13 protein-coding genes are annotated in these 15,553 nt (G+C 71.5%); 8 read left to right on the plus strand and 5 right to left on the minus strand.

Annotated features, from left to right (window positions below; genetic code table 11):
• Window positions 1-4: 4 nt before the first annotated feature.
• The 7 genes from ABZX61_RS30635 to ABZX61_RS30665 are packed head-to-tail and all read left to right on the plus strand — an operon-like array spanning window position 5 to window position 7,600.
• Complete coding sequence (locus tag ABZX61_RS30635; protein ID WP_355199612.1) at window positions 5-1,099, plus strand: sugar ABC transporter substrate-binding protein; 1,095 nt, start codon at window positions 5-7, stop codon at window positions 1,097-1,099.
• Complete coding sequence (locus ABZX61_RS30640) at window positions 1,099-1,860, plus strand: ATP-binding cassette domain-containing protein (RefSeq protein ID WP_350741622.1); 762 nt, start codon at window positions 1,099-1,101, stop codon at window positions 1,858-1,860. Before ABZX61_RS30635 ends, ABZX61_RS30640 begins: the two co-directional genes overlap by 1 nt.
• Window positions 1,857-3,089: a sugar ABC transporter permease gene (locus ABZX61_RS30645; protein ID WP_350741624.1), complete on the plus strand. Its 1,233-nt coding sequence runs from the start codon at window positions 1,857-1,859 to the stop codon at window positions 3,087-3,089. The genes ABZX61_RS30640 and ABZX61_RS30645 overlap by 4 nt, the downstream gene beginning before the upstream one ends.
• Window positions 3,089-4,564, plus strand: a complete 1,476-nt coding sequence (locus ABZX61_RS30650; protein ID WP_350741626.1) for an FGGY-family carbohydrate kinase — start codon at window positions 3,089-3,091, stop codon at window positions 4,562-4,564. Before ABZX61_RS30645 ends, ABZX61_RS30650 begins: the two co-directional genes overlap by 1 nt.
• Window positions 4,561-5,985 carry an FGGY family carbohydrate kinase gene (locus tag ABZX61_RS30655; RefSeq protein WP_355199613.1) on the plus strand — a complete coding sequence of 475 codons (1,425 nt, stop codon included), beginning with the start codon at window positions 4,561-4,563 and terminating at the stop codon, window positions 5,983-5,985. Before ABZX61_RS30650 ends, ABZX61_RS30655 begins: the two co-directional genes overlap by 4 nt.
• On the plus strand, window positions 5,982-6,599 hold the full coding sequence (locus ABZX61_RS30660; RefSeq protein ID WP_355199614.1) for a histidine phosphatase family protein: 618 nt from the start codon (window positions 5,982-5,984) through the stop codon (window positions 6,597-6,599). The genes ABZX61_RS30655 and ABZX61_RS30660 overlap by 4 nt, the downstream gene beginning before the upstream one ends.
• On the plus strand, window positions 6,596-7,600 hold the full coding sequence (locus ABZX61_RS30665; protein ID WP_355199615.1) for a 2-hydroxyacid dehydrogenase: 1,005 nt from the start codon (window positions 6,596-6,598) through the stop codon (window positions 7,598-7,600). Before ABZX61_RS30660 ends, ABZX61_RS30665 begins: the two co-directional genes overlap by 4 nt.
• Here ABZX61_RS30665 and ABZX61_RS30670 read toward each other — a convergent pair.
• The 5 genes from ABZX61_RS30670 to ABZX61_RS30690 all read right to left on the minus strand — a co-directional run bounded on the left by ABZX61_RS30670 (window position 7,590) and on the right by ABZX61_RS30690 (window position 14,257).
• On the minus strand, window positions 7,590-8,447 hold the full coding sequence (locus ABZX61_RS30670) for a carbohydrate ABC transporter permease (protein WP_350741634.1): 858 nt from the start codon (window positions 8,445-8,447) through the stop codon (window positions 7,590-7,592). The two genes, ABZX61_RS30665 and ABZX61_RS30670, sit on opposite strands and share 11 nt — an antisense overlap.
• The gene (locus tag ABZX61_RS30675; RefSeq protein WP_350741636.1) at window positions 8,444-9,325 is read right to left on the minus strand and encodes a sugar ABC transporter permease; all 882 of its coding nucleotides are present in this window, start codon (window positions 9,323-9,325) and stop codon (window positions 8,444-8,446) included. The genes ABZX61_RS30670 and ABZX61_RS30675 overlap by 4 nt, the downstream gene beginning before the upstream one ends.
• A gap of 54 nt (window positions 9,326-9,379) precedes the next feature.
• Window positions 9,380-10,681, minus strand: coding sequence for an extracellular solute-binding protein (locus tag ABZX61_RS30680; RefSeq protein WP_355199616.1), 1,302 nt, complete (start codon window positions 10,679-10,681; stop codon window positions 9,380-9,382).
• Window positions 10,682-10,801: 120 nt separating this feature from the next.
• Window positions 10,802-11,575: an AMP-binding protein gene (locus tag ABZX61_RS30685; RefSeq protein ID WP_355199617.1), complete on the minus strand. Its 774-nt coding sequence runs from the start codon at window positions 11,573-11,575 to the stop codon at window positions 10,802-10,804.
• Between the two features lie 327 nt (window positions 11,576-11,902).
• Window positions 11,903-14,257, minus strand: a complete 2,355-nt coding sequence (locus ABZX61_RS30690) for a LuxR C-terminal-related transcriptional regulator (RefSeq protein ID WP_355199618.1) — start codon at window positions 14,255-14,257, stop codon at window positions 11,903-11,905.
• A gap of 83 nt (window positions 14,258-14,340) precedes the next feature.
• Between ABZX61_RS30690 and ABZX61_RS30695 the strand changes: the two genes are divergently transcribed.
• On the plus strand, window positions 14,341-15,553 hold a 1,213-nt coding region (locus ABZX61_RS30695), incomplete at its 3' end, for an ABC transporter ATP-binding protein (RefSeq protein WP_355199619.1).

The following is a 15,553-nucleotide window of genomic DNA, read 5'->3' on the forward strand; positions in this document are numbered from 1 at the left end:
ACCCGTGAACAGAGCTAAGATGCGGACCTCCGCGTTCGCCGCAGCAGCAGTGCTCGCAGGCTCGGTGCTGGCCGCGTGCGGCTCCGGCTCCGGCTCGACCGGCGGGGACACCAGCGGCGGCGGCAGCGGCGCCGTCCAGAACGCCAAGGTCGCCTTCCTCATGCCCGACCTCGCCTCCACCCGGTACGAGCTGGCGGACAAGCCGCTGTTCGAGGCCAAGATGAAGCAGCTCTGCCCGACCTGCCAGGTCATCTACCAGAACGCCGACTCCGACGCCGCCAAGCAGCAGCAACAGGCCAACTCCGCGCTCGCCCAGGGCGTCAAGGCCATCGTGATCGACCCGGTCGACTCCGCCGCCGCGGCCACCATCGTCAAGTCGGCTCAGGCGCAGCAGGTGCCGGTCATCGCCTACGACCGGCCGATCCCGGCCACGCCCGCCGACTACTACATCTCGTTCGACAACGAGAAGATCGGCGCCATGATCGCCCAGTCCCTGGTCGACCACCTGAAGAAGGAGACCGCCAAGGGCGGGATCCTCCAGGTCAACGGCTCGCCCACGGACGCGGCGGCCGGTCTGATCAAGAAGGGCATCCACAGCGCGGTCGACCCGAGCGGGTTCAAGGTGCTGGCCGAGTACGACACCCCCGACTGGCAGCCGGAGAAGGCCCAGACCTGGGTCAGCGGCCAGATCACCCAGTTCAAGGACCAGATCGTCGGCGTGGTCGCGGCCAACGACGGCACCGGCGGCGGCTCGATCGCCGCGTTCAAGGCCGCGGGCGTGAAGGTGCCGCCGATCACCGGCAACGACGCCGAGCTGGCCGCCGCCCAGCGCATCATCGCGGGCGACCAGTACAACACGATCTCCAAGCCGATCAAGATCGTGGCCGAGGCCTCCGCGAACGTGGCGTGGGAGTTCATGCAGGGCAAGAAGCCCGCGGGCAAGGCCACGCTCTACAACACCCCGTCGGAGCTGTTCGTGCCCACGGTGGTGACCAAGGAGAACATCAAGGAAGTGCTGTTCGACAGCGGCATCATGAAGGCGGCCGAGGCCTGCGCCGGTGAGTACGCCAAGGGCTGCGGCGAGCTCGGAATCAAGTGATGAGCGTCCTCTCTCTGCGCGGGATCAGCAAGACCTTCGGCGCGGTGGCGGCGCTGACCGACATCGAGCTCGACGTCGCCGCCGGCCAGGTCGTCGCGGTCGTGGGAGACAACGGCGCGGGAAAGTCGACCCTGGTCAAGATCCTCTCGGGCGTGCACCCGCCGGACGGCGGCACGATCACGTTCGAGGGGAACGAGGTCCACATCCCCACCCCGGCCGCCGCGCACAAGCTCGGCATCGCCACGGTCTTCCAGGACCTGGCGCTCTGCGAGAACCTCAACGTGATCCAGAACCTGTTCCTCGGCCAGGAGATCCGCCCGCTGCGCCTCAACGACGTGGCCATGGAGACCCGCTCGTGGGAGCTGCTCCGCCAGCTGTCCGCCAAGATCCCGAGCGTACGGGTGCCGGTCGCGGCGCTGTCGGGCGGCCAGCGGCAGACGGTGGCCATCGCCCGGTCGCTGCTCGGCGACCCGAAGGTCATCATCCTCGACGAGCCCACCGCCGCGCTGGGCGTGGCGCAGACGGCCGAGGTGCTCAACCTGGTCGAGCGGCTGCGCGAGAACGGCCTGGGCGTCATCATGATCAGCCACAACATGGCCGACGTGAAGGCCGTCGCCGACACCGTCGCCGTGCTGCGGCTCGGTCGCAACAACGGCGTGTTCGACGTGGACCAGGTCTCCACCGAGGACATCATCGCCGCCATCACCGGCGCCACCGACAACGTGGTGTCCCGGCGGGCTCAGAGGGGGAGCCAAGCATGAGCGCAACCACCACCGACCGCCAGGACGAGCGGCTGCAGAACCGCGACGGCCTGCGCGGCGCGCTCGCCGACGTGATCGAGCGGGCCCGCGGCGGCGACCTGGGCGTCATCCCCGTCGTGGTCGGGCTCGTGGTCATCTGGACGGTCCTGCAGGTCCTGAACCCGATCTTCCTGTCCAGCGCGAACCTGGTGAACCTCACCCTGGAGTCCGCCGCCGTCGGCATCATCTCGCTCGGCATCGTCTGCGTGCTGCTGGTGGGCCAGATCGACCTGTCCGTCGGCTCGGTCAGCGGGCTGTCGGGAGCGGTGCTCGCGGTGCTGTTCGTGGGCCAGGGGCTGCCGGTCTGGCTGGCCATCGCCGCGGCGGTGATCATGGGCGCGGTCGTCGGCTGGCTGTACGGCCAGCTGTTCAACCGGTTCGGGGTACCGAGCTTCGTGATCACGCTGGCCGGCCTGCTCGCCTTCCTCGGGCTCCAGCTGTACGTGCTGGGCACCAAGGGGTCGATCAACCTGCCCTTCGACTCGGGCCTGGTGAACTTCGCGCAGCTCGACTTCGTGCCGGCCTGGCTGTCGTACACGTTCGCGGTCGTCGCGGCCGTCTGGCTGTTCGTCACCGGATACCTGCACGCGCAGGAGCGGCGCAAGGCCGGGCTGTCAGCCAGGAGCGTGTCCACGCTGGCCGTCAGAAGCGCGGCGCTGCTGGTCGTGCTGGCCTTCGTGGTCTGGTACCTGGGCCAGACGCGCGGCGTGGGCTGGATGTTCGTCTTCTTCGTGGCGCTCGTGCTGATCATGCACTACCTGCTGTCGCGGACGAAGTGGGGCCGGGCCGTCTACGCCGTCGGCGGCAACGTGGAGGCCGCCCGCCGGGCCGGCATCAACGTCAGGGCCGTCTACACCTCGGTGTTCGTGCTCTGCTCGACGTTCGCCGCGGTCGGCGGCATCCTGGCCGCGGCGAGGCTCGCGGCGGCCAACCAGTCCAGCGGCGGCGGCGACGTCAACCTCAACGCCATCGCGGCGGCCGTGATCGGCGGGACGAGCCTGTTCGGCGGGCGTGGCACCGCGTTCGGCGCACTGCTCGGGATCATCGTCATCCAGTCCATCTCCAGCGGCCTGACCCTGCTCAACCTCGACTCGTCGATCAGGTTCGTGGTCACCGGGGCGGTGCTGCTGCTCGCCGTGATCGTCGACTCCGTGTCGCGCCGGTCGAGGACCTCCCACGGCAGGGCCTGATGGCGATCATCTGCGTTGACGCGGGCACCACGGTCATCAAGGCAGTCGGGTACGACGCCGAAGGCGCGGAGGCGTTCGTCGCCCGGCGGGAGACCGTGGTCTCCAGGCCCCTGCCCGGCCACGCCGAGCAGGACATGAACGCCGTCTGGGACGCGGTCGCCGCCACCGTGCGCGAGGTCGCCGCCCAGGTGGACGGGGTCGACTTCGTGGCCGTGACCGCCCAGGGCGACGGCTGCTGGCTGGTCGGCCCGGACGGCGAGCCGACCGGCCCCGCGATCCTCTGGAACGACGCCAGGGCGGCCTCGGCCGTGGACGGCTGGACCCGCTCCGGGACCGCGGCCGAGGCGTTCCGGCTCAACGGCTCGTCGGCCGCCTCCGGGCTGCCGCACGCGATCCTGACCTGGCTGCGCGCGAACGACCCCGGGCGGCTGGAGCGGTCGAGCGCCATGCTCACCTGCGGCGGCTGGATCTTCGCGCGGATGACCGGGGAGCTGGCGGCCGACGAGTCCGACGCCTCCGCGCCGTTCATGGACCTGCGGGCGCGGGCGTACTCCCCCGCGCTGCTGGCCCTCTTCGGCACGGAGTGGGCCGAGCGGCTGCTGCCCCCGATCCGCTCCGGCCACGTCGCCGAGCTGTCCGGGGACGCGGCCTCCGCGCTGGGGCTGCCCGCCGGGACACCCGTCGTGATGGCCCCGTACGACATCGCCGCCACGGCGCTGGGCGCGGGCGCGGTGCGGGCCGGGCAGGCGTGCGGCATCCTCGGCACCACGCTCTGCACCGAGGTCATCGTCGACTCGGCCGACCTGGAAGGCGAGCCGATCGGGATCACGATCGCGCTGACCGGCGGCTACCTGCGGGCCTTCCCCACGTTCGCGGGCACCGAGGTGGTGCAGTGGACATGCCGCATGATGGGGCTGAGCGGCCCGGCCGAGCTGGGCGACCTGGCCCTGCTGAGCGAGCCGGGCGCGCGCGGGCTGACCTTCCTGCCGTATATGTCGCCCGCCGGTGAGCGGGCGCCGTTCTCGGACCCGCTGGCCAGAGGGTCGCTGCTGGGCATGTCGTTCGAGCACGGCCGCCCGGACGTGGCGCGGGCGGTGCTCGAGGGGCTGACGATGGTCATCCGCGACTGCCTTGCCGCCACCGGCGCCGCGCCCACGGAGCTGCGCGTGTGCGGGGGCGGTTCGAACAGCACCGCCTGGCTCCAGCTGATCGCCGATGTCACCGGCCTGCCCGTGCGCCGCCCGGCCGACACCGAGGTGGGCGCGCGGGGCGCGTACCTGGTTGGGCTGGCCGCCACCGCCGCCGCCCCGTCCATCGCGGCGGCCGCCTCGGAGCATGTACGGCTGCGCGACGCGCTCGAACCCAACCCCGCCCGCCAGGCGTTGTACGACCGGCTGTTCGACGACTTCTTGACCCTGCGCCAGGCGAACGCGGTCTCCTGGCCGCTGCTGGCCGAGATGAGGGGCCGTACATGAGTGTCTGGATCGGCATCGACCTCGGGACCCAGAGCGTGCGGGCGATGGCCGTCTCCGGGGACGGGCAGGTGGTCGGCACGGCCGGCCGGCCGCTGACCAGCCACCGGGATGGGCCCCGCCACGAGCAGGACCCCGAGCAGTGGTGGCGCGAGCTGGCCGCCGCCACCCGCGAGGCGCTGCGCGACGTGCCTCCCGAGCAGGTCGCGGGCGTCGCCGTGGCCGCCACATCCGGAACGATCCTGCTCACCGGCCCTGACGGCCGGGCGCTGACGCCCGCCCTCATGTACGACGACCGGCGCGCCGACGCCGGGCGCGCCAACGAGGCGGGCGCCCGCGTCTGGGAGCGGCTCGGCTACCGGCGCATGCAGCCCAACTGGGCGCTGCCCAAGCTCCTGTGGCTGCTCCAGGACGCGCCCGCCGGGGCGCGGCTGGCGCACCAGAACGACTTCGTCAACCGGCGCCTCGTCGGCCACGAGGTGGCCACCGACCTCAGCAACGCGCTCAAGACCGGCGTGGACCTCATCGAGGAACGCTGGCCGTCCGAGGTGCTGGACGCCCTGGACGTGCCGGCGGAAATGCTCCCCGAGGTCGTACGACCCGGCACCCGCCTGGGCGTGGTCTGCGCGGCCGCCGCCGAGGAGACCGGCATCCCCGCGGGCACGCCCGTGATCGCCGGGACCACCGACGGGTGCGCGGCCCAGCTCGGCGCGGGCGCCACCCGGGTCGGGAGCTGGAACTCGGTGCTCGGCACGACGCTGGTGCTCAAGGGCGTGACGAAGGAGCTGATCCACGACCCGCTCGGCGTCGTCTACTCGCACCGCGCGCCGGACGGCTCGTGGCTGCCGGGCGGCGCGTCGAGCACCGGCGCCGGTGTGCTCTCCCGCGACCTGCCCGGCCGCGACCTCGACGCGCTGAGCGCCCAGGCCGCCGCCCGCCCGGGCCCGCCCGCGAGCGTCACGTACCCGCTGGTCTCGCGGGGCGAGCGCTTCCCGTTCGACGCGCCCGGCGCCGAGGGGTTCACGCTCGGCAGCCCGGCCGACGACGTCGAGCGCTACACGGCGATCCTGCTCGGCGCGGCCTTCGTCGAGCGCCTCTGCTTCGACTACCTCGACCTTCTCGGCGCGCCCGTGGACGGCGAGATCATCCTGACCGGCGGCGCCACCCGCAGCGCGTACTGGACCCGGCTCAGGGCGGACGTCCTGGGACGTCCGGTGACGCTGCGGGAGAACGCCGAGCCCGCCCTGGGCATGGCCGTCCTGGCGGGCGGCGACCCCGGCCGGATGATCAGGACCCGCGCGGTCGTCGACCCGTCGGGAGCCGACTTCACGGAGCCCTACCTGCGCTTCGTCACCGAGCTGGAAGGGCGCGGCTGGCTCGACCCGGCCGCCGCCCGGCACGCACGCGAGAGGACCGCCCGATGACCGACCTCGTCCTGGTCCGCCACGGCGAGACCGTCTGGCACGCCGAGAACCGCTACGCGGGGATCAGCGACATCGAGCTGACCCCGCGCGGCCACGCCCAGGCCGCCCAGCTGGCCGAGTGGGCAGGTCAGGCGGGCCTGGCGGCCGTGTGGGCCTCCACCCTCAGCCGGGCCCGGATCACCGCCGCGTCCGCCGCCGACCAGGCGAAGGTGGAGCTCCGGACCGACCCGAGGCTGCGCGAGCTGGACTTCGGCGAGGGCGAGGGCCTGACCTCGACCGAGATGGCGGCCCGCTTCCCCGAGGCCCGCGCCGCGTTCGAGTCCGACCCCGCCGCGCACCCGCTGCCCGGCGGCGAGGACCCGAGCCTGGCCGCCGACCGGTTCGTGGCCGCCCTCGACGACATCGCCGCCGCCCACCCCGACAGGCGCGTGCTGGTGGTCGCGCACACGACCGCCATCAGGCTCGCCCTGTGCCGCCTGATCGGGGTGCCGCTCGGCGAGTACCGGCGGCTGTTCCCGCGTCTGGACAACTGTGCCCTGACCGAGCTGCGCCTGCGCACCGGGCGGCGGACCGCGATGCTGCAGTACAACTCCCCGATTGGAGCCGTTCGTTGACCATCCGTGTGCTTGCCGCGGGCGACCACTTCGTCCAGAACCGCCTGCTCATCGACGCGCTCCGGCGCGAGGTCCCCGGCGAGTTGGACATCAGCGAGCTGACGCTGCCGTGGCCGGTCGAGCCGTTCGGCCGGGTGGGTGAAGTGGACGAGGCCTCGGACGTGGAGGACGAGCTGATCGAGGCGCTACGCGGCGTCGAGGTCTGCGTGACCCAGATGGCCCCGTTGACCAAGCGTGTCCTGGACGCCTCTCCCCACCTGCGGCTGTTCTGCGTGAGCCGGGGCGGGCCCGTCAACGCCAACCTGGAGGCGGCCACGGCGGCCGGCGTGGCGGTGACGTTCGCGCCGGGCCGCAACGCGGTGGCCACCGCCGAGCACACCCTGGCCATGCTGCTGGCCGCCACCCGCAGGATCCCCCAGACGCACGGCGACCTGGCGGGGGGCGTGTGGCGGGGCGACTACTACATGTACGACAACGTCGGCCCCGAGCTGGACGGCAACACGGTCGGCCTGGTCGGCTACGGCGCCATCGGCCGCCGCGTGGCCCGCATGCTCGAAGGCTTCGGCGCGGAGGTCCTGGTCCATGACCCGTACGTGGACGTGCCCGGCCGGGTGGAGCTGGACGAGCTGCTCCGGCGCTCCCACTTCGTCTCCCTGCACGCCCGCGCCACCCCCGAGACCAACGGCATGATCGGCGCGGCCGAGATCGCCGCCATGCCGCGCGGCTCGGTCCTGGTCAACTGCGCCAGGGGCGCGCTGGTCGACTACGACGCCGTGTGCGACGCGCTGGACTCGGGCCACCTGTTCGGGGCCGCCATGGACGTCTTCCCGGAGGAGCCCATCCCGGCCGGCTCGCGCCTGCTCACGACCCCGAACCTGATCATGACTCCGCACCTGGCCGGGGCCAGCAAGCAGACGGCCATGAAGGCGGCCTCGATCGTGGCCGCCGACGTGGCCCGCTACGTACGCGGCGAACCCCTGTCCCACGTGGCTACCCCTTGAGCGCCCCCGCCATCAGCCCGCGCATGAAGAACCTGCCCAGCAGGACGTAGATCAGCATCGTCGGGATCGACGACAGGATGGCCGCCGCCATCTGCTGGCTGTACGGAGTGGCCTGCGCACCGGCGATGTTGTTCAGCATCACGGTCGTGGGCCAGCTCGTCGGCCCGGTCAGGAAGACGGCGAACAGGAAGTCGTTCCAGAGCGAGGTGAACTGCCAGATGACGACCACCGCGATCGCGGGCGCCGACACCGGCAGCACCACCGACCAGTACGCCCTCAGCATGCCCGCCCCGTCCACCCGGGAGGCCTCGATCAGCTCGTCGGGGATCGTGACGTAGTAGTTGCGGAAGATCAGCGTGCAGATCGGGATGCCGTACACGACGTGGGCCAGCACCAGCCCGGGGATGCCGCCGTAGAAGACGCCCTGCAGCCCGGTCAGCTCGTTCAGCCCCACGAGCAGCTGCACCAGCGGGATCATGACCCCCTGGTACGGGATGAACATGCCGAACAGGAACAACGTGAACAGCACGTCCGCGCCGGGGAAGCGCCACTTGGACAGCACGTACCCGTTCATGGACCCGAGCGCGCACGACAGCAGCGAGCCCGGCACGGCCAGCAGCACGCTGTTCCACAGGCCGGGGGCCAGCTTCTCCCAGGCCACCTGCCACGCCTCGGTCGTCCACGTCCGCGGCAGGTTCCACGCCTGGCCGGGGTCGGCCTCCGTGAGCGGCTTGAAGCTGGTGACCAGCAGCACGTAGATGGGGATCAGGAAGATCACCACGAAGAGGATCAGCAGCCCGAAACGCAGCCAGGGGAAGGCCGCCCGGCGCGTGGCCACCGCCGTCATGAGCGCCTCTCCTTACGCACGGACCAGATCAGGTACGGAATCACGAAGATCGCCACGCTCAGCACGATGTACGACGCGATCGTGGCGCCCTTGGCCGGGTCGTGCGAGTCGAACACCGCCACCCACATGAACACCGCGGGCACGTCGGTGATGATCTGCTTGCCCGACACCGCCACGATCAGGTCGAACACCTTGAGCGAGATGTGCCCCAGGATGATCAGCGCGGACAGCGTGACCGGCCGGAGCAGGGGCAGCACCACGTGCCGGTAGACACCCCACTCGGTGCAGCCGTCCACCCGCGCGGCCTCCCGCAGCTCCTCGGGCACGCCGCGGAAGCCCGCCAAAAAAAGTGCCATGACATATCCGGACATCTGCCAGATGGCGGGGATCGCCATCGCGGCCATCCCCCAGTCCGGATCCCTGAACCACTGCCACTGCGGCAGCCCGATCCAGTCGAACAGCCGGTTCAGGCCGACCGCCCGCTCCCCCGTCCCCGAGTTCATCAGCCACCGCCACACGATGCCGGTCGCGACGAACGAGATGGCCATCGGGAACAGGTAGATCGCCCGGAACGTCCCCTCGCCCCTGATCCCCTTCTCCATGAGGAACGCCAGCAGCCACCCGAGCAGGAGCGCGCCCAGCACGAACGCGACCGTGAAGACGATCGCGTGGTTCACCGAGAGGTGCCATCGCGGCTGGTCCCAGATGTCGATGAAGTTCCGCAGCCCCACGAACTTCCCCTCGGACACCTCATCGTGCTTGTCCGTCATGGCCAGCCGGAAGTTCCAGCCGAGCATGCCGTACACGAAGACGCCGATCAGGATGATCGACGGCGTGACGAGGAGGAGTCCGGGCAGCCACGTGCGTGCCCGCCTCACAAGCATTCCCTCCCACGGACCCGGCGGGCGCCGGTCGGCGCCCGCCGGACCTCGCTACTGAGCGTTGGACTTGGCCGCGTCGGCGAGCCCCTGCTGCAGGGCCTTGACATCCTTGCTGCCGATGAACAGGCCGACCGACTCGGTGATCGCCGCCAGCCACGGCTGGTTGACCGAGACGCCGTGCTGGATCGACCCGGCGAGCTTGTTGCTCGACCAGTCCTTCAGCGCGTCGGCCAGGTAGTCGGTGTAGAGGGCCTGGTCGGCGTCCTTGCGGGCGGGGATGGAGCCCTTCTTGGGGTTGAAGGCGTCCTGGCCCTCCTTGCTGGCCGCGACCTTCAGCCAGGCGATGGCCCCGTCACGGTTCTTCGCGCCCTTGGGGAGGGTGAAGCTGTCGGACAGCCACATGTACGTGCCCTCGGTCCCGGGAGCCGGCGCCCAGTCGAAGTCCGTCTTCGACTTCTTGCCCAGGCCGCCCTCCGGCGGGTTGTGGAAGTAGCCGTACGCCCAGTCGCCCATGATGTTGAACGCGGCCTCGCCGTCGGCGACCTGCTTGGCGGCCGGCTGCCAGTCGTCCTGCGGGTCGCCCGCGTACGACATGATCTTGGCGAAGCTCTCCAGCGCCTTGGTCACCTGCGGGCTGTTCCAGTCGGCGCCCGGCTTGAACAGCGCGTTGTAGGCGTCGGTGCCCATCGAGCCGAGCAGGACGTTCTCCATCAGGTGGGTGACGGTCCACTCGGAGCCGATCGACAGCGGGATCTTGCCCTTGGCCTTGACCTTCTCCAGGTCCGCGATGAACTCGTCGATCGTCTTGGGCGCGGCGGCCACGCCGGCGTCCTTGAGCACCGCGGGGTTGAACCACAGCACGTTGGAGCGGTGGATGTTCACCGGCACCGAGTAGATCTTGCCGTCGACGCTGATCTGATCGACGAGCTGCGTGGGGAAGACGTCCTTCAGCTTCAGCTCGTCGTACAGGAAGGTCAGGTCCTCAAGGTTGCCGGCCTTGATGTAGCCCTGCAATTCGGCGCCCGCGTGCCCCTGGAAGGTGTCGGGCGGGGTGTTGGCCTGGAGCTTCGACTGGAGCAGCGCCTTGGCCTTGTCACCGGAGCCGCCCGCCACGGCGGCGTCGAAGAATGTGTAGTTCGGATTCTGCTGCTCGAAGATCTTCTTCATCGCCTGGAGGCCGTCGGCCTCGCCGGGGCCCGTCCACCAGGAGAAGACCTCAACCTGTTTCTTCTCTCCGCCGCCGCCACCAGCGGCCGGAGACTGGGACGCCTGCCCGCCTCCGCCGCCACCGCAGGCCACCAGGCTCAACGCGCTCACGATCGAGATCGAGACGGTCGCTAACCACCGTCGCATCGCACACCATCCCTTCGAAGCCCCCGAAGTTGGTGATTTGACAACGTTGTCAACCAACGGCCATCTACCCACTTCCCGCCGCGCGGCGTCAAGGGATGGGCGGATAACAGCTCCGCATACTCAGCGGACGCGCTCGAGCCCGCCGTCGGGGTTCGTCACCACCGTGACGCTGAAGTCGTAGCTCGTGCCGGGCGGATCGCCGCCGCCCGCGGCCACCACCAGCGCGCCCTTGGACACGCCCAGGCAGACCAGGACGACCAGGTCGCACCAGCCGTCGGGCGGCCACGTGGTCAGCACGACGTCGGACTCGGCCAGGCCCACGGGCAGGTCGAGCTCCGCCATCCTGGACAGCAGGTCGGCGTGGGACATCCGGCGGCCGTCCGCCGTCAGCAGCGCGTCCTGGCGCTTGGCGTCGAGCGCGGGCAGCGGGGTGGGCTCCAGCGTGAGCAGGCAGCGGAAGTCGATCGTGTCGAGCGCCGTGCCCAGCGAGACGACCTGGCGCACCCGGGACTCGTCGGCCGCCCGCACCGCCGTCTCCGCCAGGTCGGGGGTGGTGATCAAGGTGCGCGCGTCGCACTCGCGCAGCCACGCGGCCATCTCCCGGGCGCCGAGCGCGGGATCGATCGGCGCCGCCACGCCGCCCGCCGCGAGCACGGTGTGCACGGCCAGCGTCTGCGCGCCGGCCGTCGAGACGTGCACGCCCACCACCTGGTCGCGCCGCGCGCCCCTGCGTACGAGCCCCGAGGCCGCCCTGGTCACCTCGGTCACCAGCCTGCGGTAGCCGTAGACGTGGCCGCCGCGCAGATCGACGAGCGCCGGCCGCTCCCCGCGCTCGTACGCCTGGCGGAACACCTCGTGGATCACGGTCCCGGTGGTCGAGGCGGCAGGCTTCATGACCGCCAACGTACGGCCGCCGGGCATGCAGAGCATCCACCGATCTATGTAGGCAGATGTGCATTCCCGCGGGCGGGCCCGAGCCCTGCGCGACTCGAGCCCGCTGCCACGCGCCCGGAACCGGACCTCCACCCCTCCGAGGAGGCCCAGCTCCGCGCGGACGCGTGACGTCCCCGATGGATCGGCCGCACCGCAAAGGGTGGAACGTCGGTGCGGCCGATCACACGTAGCAACGGTAGGTGTGCAGATGGGTGCCGCACATGCGCTGACATGGCCATTCGACGATGTAAACCGGCAGGCTCCGTGATGTGTAGAGAGGTACGCGGATCAGCGGCTCTCGATCACCCATGCGGCGATCTGTGTACGTGTGGAGAAGCCCAGCTTGGACAGAATGTTGGCCACGTGGCGGGCGGCGGTCGCCGGACTGATGACCAGTTCGTCGGCGATGGCCCGGTTGCTGAGCCCTCTGGCGATCAGCTCGGCGATCTCGCGCTCCCTGACCGTGAGCCTGCTGTCCTGGCTGACCGGTACGACCGGCTCCGTGGGGCGTTCGGGCAGCGCGCCGTCCAGAGCGCACGCCACGGCCTGTTCGGCGGTCATCCCCGCGCCCTCGGCCCACAACATGCCGACCACGGCCTCGCCCAGCCCGGTCCGCGCCGGTCGCAGGACGTCCTCCGTACGCGCGTCCGGCTGGCGGCTGCGCAGCGCCACCGAGGCGGCGGCCAGCAGGACCGCGCGCCGGTGGTCGCCCTCGGCGGAGACCAGGACCGCCCACTCCTCCAGCCGCCTGGCGATGGCCGCGCGCAGCCCCGCGTCGCGGCTGAGCACCAGCGCCTCGGTGAACCTGGCCCTGGCCTCCACCAGGTCACCCTGGTCGAGCGCCACCTTGCCGAGCCCGGCCAGGCAGCTCACGATCTGCTGCCTGGCGTCCACGTGCCGCAGCAGGCTCAGCCCCGACTCGTAGTGCCGCTTGGCCGTCGGGAGGTCGCCCGAGCGCCTGGCGACCTGGGCGAGCCCGATGTGGGCGAAGGACCGGCCCACGTGGTTGTCGAGCCCCTCGTTGATCGCCAGCACCTCCTCGAACCCGCGCTGCGCCTCCCGCAGGCGGCCGTGGTGCAGGCCGAACTGCGCCCGGGTGCCCTGGGCCAGCGACTCCAGGATGAGGTCGCCGGAGCGCCTGGCCAGCTCCAGCGCGCGGGTCAGGGTCTCGGGCTGGCCGGTGAGCTGGGCCAGCACGATCGTGCCGACGGCCTCGCCGTACGCGTCGTCGACGGACCTGCACAGATCGAGCCCGGCGCGGGTGCACCACGTGGCCAGCTCGAGATCGCCCGCCGCCAGCGCCAGCTCGCCGCGCAGGATCGTGGCCTGGCCGCGCAGCGCCGGCCGCAGCTGCGGGACGTCGAGGGCCAGCAGCCGGTCGAGCCGCTCGGCCATGTCGAGCTTCCTGCCGCTGCCGACCAGCAGGTAACGCAGGTCGGTCAGCAGGCTCAACGCGGTCTCCGGCAGGCCGATGGCGATCGACCACTCGCAGGCCGAGCCGACCTCGACCTTGAGCGCGTCGAACAGGTTCACGTACCGCTCGATCACCGGCCACGACGTGCGCGCGCCCGGCGCGATCGCCTCCTTGAACCCGCTCGCCATCGCGGCCAGCGCCGTCAGGTGCCTGCGCCGCAGCTCCGTCTCCTCGCCGGACTCGGCGAGCTGCTCCAGCGCGTAATCCCGTACGGTCTCCAGCAGCCGGTAGCGCGCCTGACCGGCGATCTCGCCGTCGAGCGCGACCAGCGACTTGTCCACCAGATCGCACAACCGGAGCAGCACGTCCTCCTCGGGCAGCCCCGGCCCCGAGCAGACCGCCTCGGCCAGGTCGAGCGTCCACGAGGAGCGGAAGGCCGCCGTGCGGCGCAGCAGCAGCCGCTCCTGCGGGGAGAGCAGCCGGTAGCTCCAGTCCACCGCGGCCCTGAGCGTGCGGTGCCGGGCCGGAGCCGTACGCGCGCCGCCCGCCAGCAGCCTGAACCGGTCGTCCAGCCGCTCGACGAGCTGGCGGACGGACAGGACCCGCACCATGGCGGCGGCCAGCTCGATCGCCAGCGGCAGGCCGTCGAGCGCCTGGCACAGCTCCGTGACCAGCAGCCGGCTCTCGTCGGTCAGCTCGAAGTCGGGCCGGGCGGCGGTGGCCCTGGCCACGAACAGCCGCACGGCCTCGCTGTCCTCCCCACCCACCGACAGGGGCGGCACCCGCCACACGGTCTCGCCGGGCACGCGCAGCGGCTCCCTGCTGGTGGCCAGCACGGTGAGCCCCGGGCAGGCGCAGAGCAGGTCACGGCACAGCTCCGCGCACTCCCCGATCACCGGCTCGCAGTTGTCGAGCACCAGGAGCGCGCGCCGGCCCGCGATCGACTCGGCCAGGTCGCCCGCGATGCCGAGCGCGGCGGCGACGTACTCTCTCAGCTCGCCCTTCTCCAGGTCGGCCAGCTCGATCAGCCACACGCCGCCCGGGTGGTCGGGGCCCACCCTGGTCGCGAGCCGCATCGCCAGCCGGGTCTTCCCGATGCCGCCCGCGCCGCAGAGGGTCACGGCCCGGGAGACGCGCATCAGATGGGCGAGCTCATCTAGATCGGACTCCCGGCCCACGAACGCGTTCGGCTCGGCCGGCAGGTCGCTGAAGTCGGCGAATCGCAGCATCACTGTGAGTGTGTCACCAACTACGCCGCGCGCCCAGACATAATCGGTGGAGATCTGTCAGTGCCCGTGGGCACACTCAAGTCATGGTCGATGAGCCGCTCGAGCTCGGTGAGATCTCCTTCTCCGACTGGCACGCCCATCAGGACAAGCTGGCGGAGGTCGGTTTCCTGACCATCGCCAGGCGGCTGCCGTCACTCGTGACACAGGCGATGCGCATGGCCTGGCAGGCCGGCCGGCGCGACACCCTCGCCACGATCACGCTCAACCTCCTCGGCGGCGTCTTCACGGCCTTCGGCCTGCTGGCGACCACCGGCGTCCTCAGCGCCCTCTTCAGCGAGGGCCCGACCCCCGACCGCGTGCTGGCCGCGCTGCCCAGCCTCGTGCTGGTCGGGGTGGCCGCGACGCTCCGCACCGGCGTCCAGGCCGGCGCGGGCTGGGCGCAGTCCCGCCTCGACCCCCAGGTGAGCCGGCTCACCGAGGAGCGCCTGTATGGGCTGACCAGCCGGGTGGAGCTGGTGGCCTACGACGACCCCGAGTTCCACGACGCGTTGCAGCGGGCCAGGTTACGCGGCGTGGCCATGGCCGACTCGGTGGTGACCTCGGCCATCAACGTGGTCACGGCCGCGGTCGGCATCGCGGCCGTGGCCGGCGTCCTGGGCGTGCTCCATCCGGTGCTGCTCCCGCTCCTCCTGCTGGCGGTGCTGCCCGACGCCTGGGCGGCGGTCCGTAGCGCCAAGATGCGCTACACCACCCTCTACGCTCTCATCCCCGCCAACCGCCGCAAGTGGATCATCGCGGAGCTGCTGGCCAACCGCGAGCCGGCGGCCGAGGTGCGCTCGTTCACCATGCGCGGCTTCCTGCTGCGCATGTACGACGCGGTGGCCAGGGCCGAGCAGGACGTCCTGCTCAAGCTCGCCCGGCGCCAGACCTTCGCCCGCCTGGTCGGCGAGGCCCTCGGCGGCCTCGGCTCCGCCCTCGTCTACGTGGCCCTCGGAGTGCTCCTGGCCCTGGCCGCGATCCCGCTGGCGGTGGCGGGCACCGCGGTCCTGGCGATCAGGTCCGCCCAGTCCTCGCTGGCCAACCTGATGTACGCCACCAACCGCCTGTACGAAGAGGGCCTGTACTTCACCGACTTCCTGGAGTTCTGCGCCGACGCCGAACGCCGCGTCCCCGCCGCGCGCGAGGCGTCGGTGCCCGAGAACTTCGACCGCATCACGGCCACGGACATCACCTTCACCTACCCCGGCGCCGAGGCGCCCGCCCTGCGCGAGGTCTCGATCGAGATCAAACGCGGCG

Origin of the sequence: Nonomuraea sp. NPDC003709 (assembly GCF_040610775.1) — a bacterium.
In the GTDB taxonomy this organism is placed as follows: Bacteria; Actinomycetota; Actinomycetes; order Streptosporangiales; family Streptosporangiaceae; genus Nonomuraea; species Nonomuraea angiospora_A.

What these genes read in the sequence shown, in the direction of transcription:
- ABZX61_RS30640 (WP_350741622.1), top strand. Translation starts at nt 1,099, where the DNA reads ATGAGCGTCCTCTCTCTGCGCGGGATCAGCAAGACCTTCGGCGCGGTG.
- ABZX61_RS30645 (WP_350741624.1), top strand. Translation starts at nt 1,857, where the DNA reads ATGAGCGCAACCACCACCGACCGCCAGGACGAGCGGCTGCAGAACCGC.
- ABZX61_RS30650 (WP_350741626.1), top strand. Translation starts at nt 3,089, where the DNA reads ATGGCGATCATCTGCGTTGACGCGGGCACCACGGTCATCAAGGCAGTC.
- ABZX61_RS30655 (WP_355199613.1), top strand. Translation starts at nt 4,561, where the DNA reads ATGAGTGTCTGGATCGGCATCGACCTCGGGACCCAGAGCGTGCGGGCG.
- ABZX61_RS30660 (WP_355199614.1), top strand. Translation starts at nt 5,982, where the DNA reads ATGACCGACCTCGTCCTGGTCCGCCACGGCGAGACCGTCTGGCACGCC.
- ABZX61_RS30670 (WP_350741634.1), bottom strand. Translation starts at nt 8,447, where the DNA reads ATGACGGCGGTGGCCACGCGCCGGGCGGCCTTCCCCTGGCTGCGTTTC.
- ABZX61_RS30680 (WP_355199616.1), bottom strand. Translation starts at nt 10,681, where the DNA reads ATGCGACGGTGGTTAGCGACCGTCTCGATCTCGATCGTGAGCGCGTTG.
- ABZX61_RS30685 (WP_355199617.1), bottom strand. Translation starts at nt 11,575, where the DNA reads ATGAAGCCTGCCGCCTCGACCACCGGGACCGTGATCCACGAGGTGTTC.
- ABZX61_RS30690 (WP_355199618.1), bottom strand. Translation starts at nt 14,257, where the DNA reads ATGCTGCGATTCGCCGACTTCAGCGACCTGCCGGCCGAGCCGAACGCG.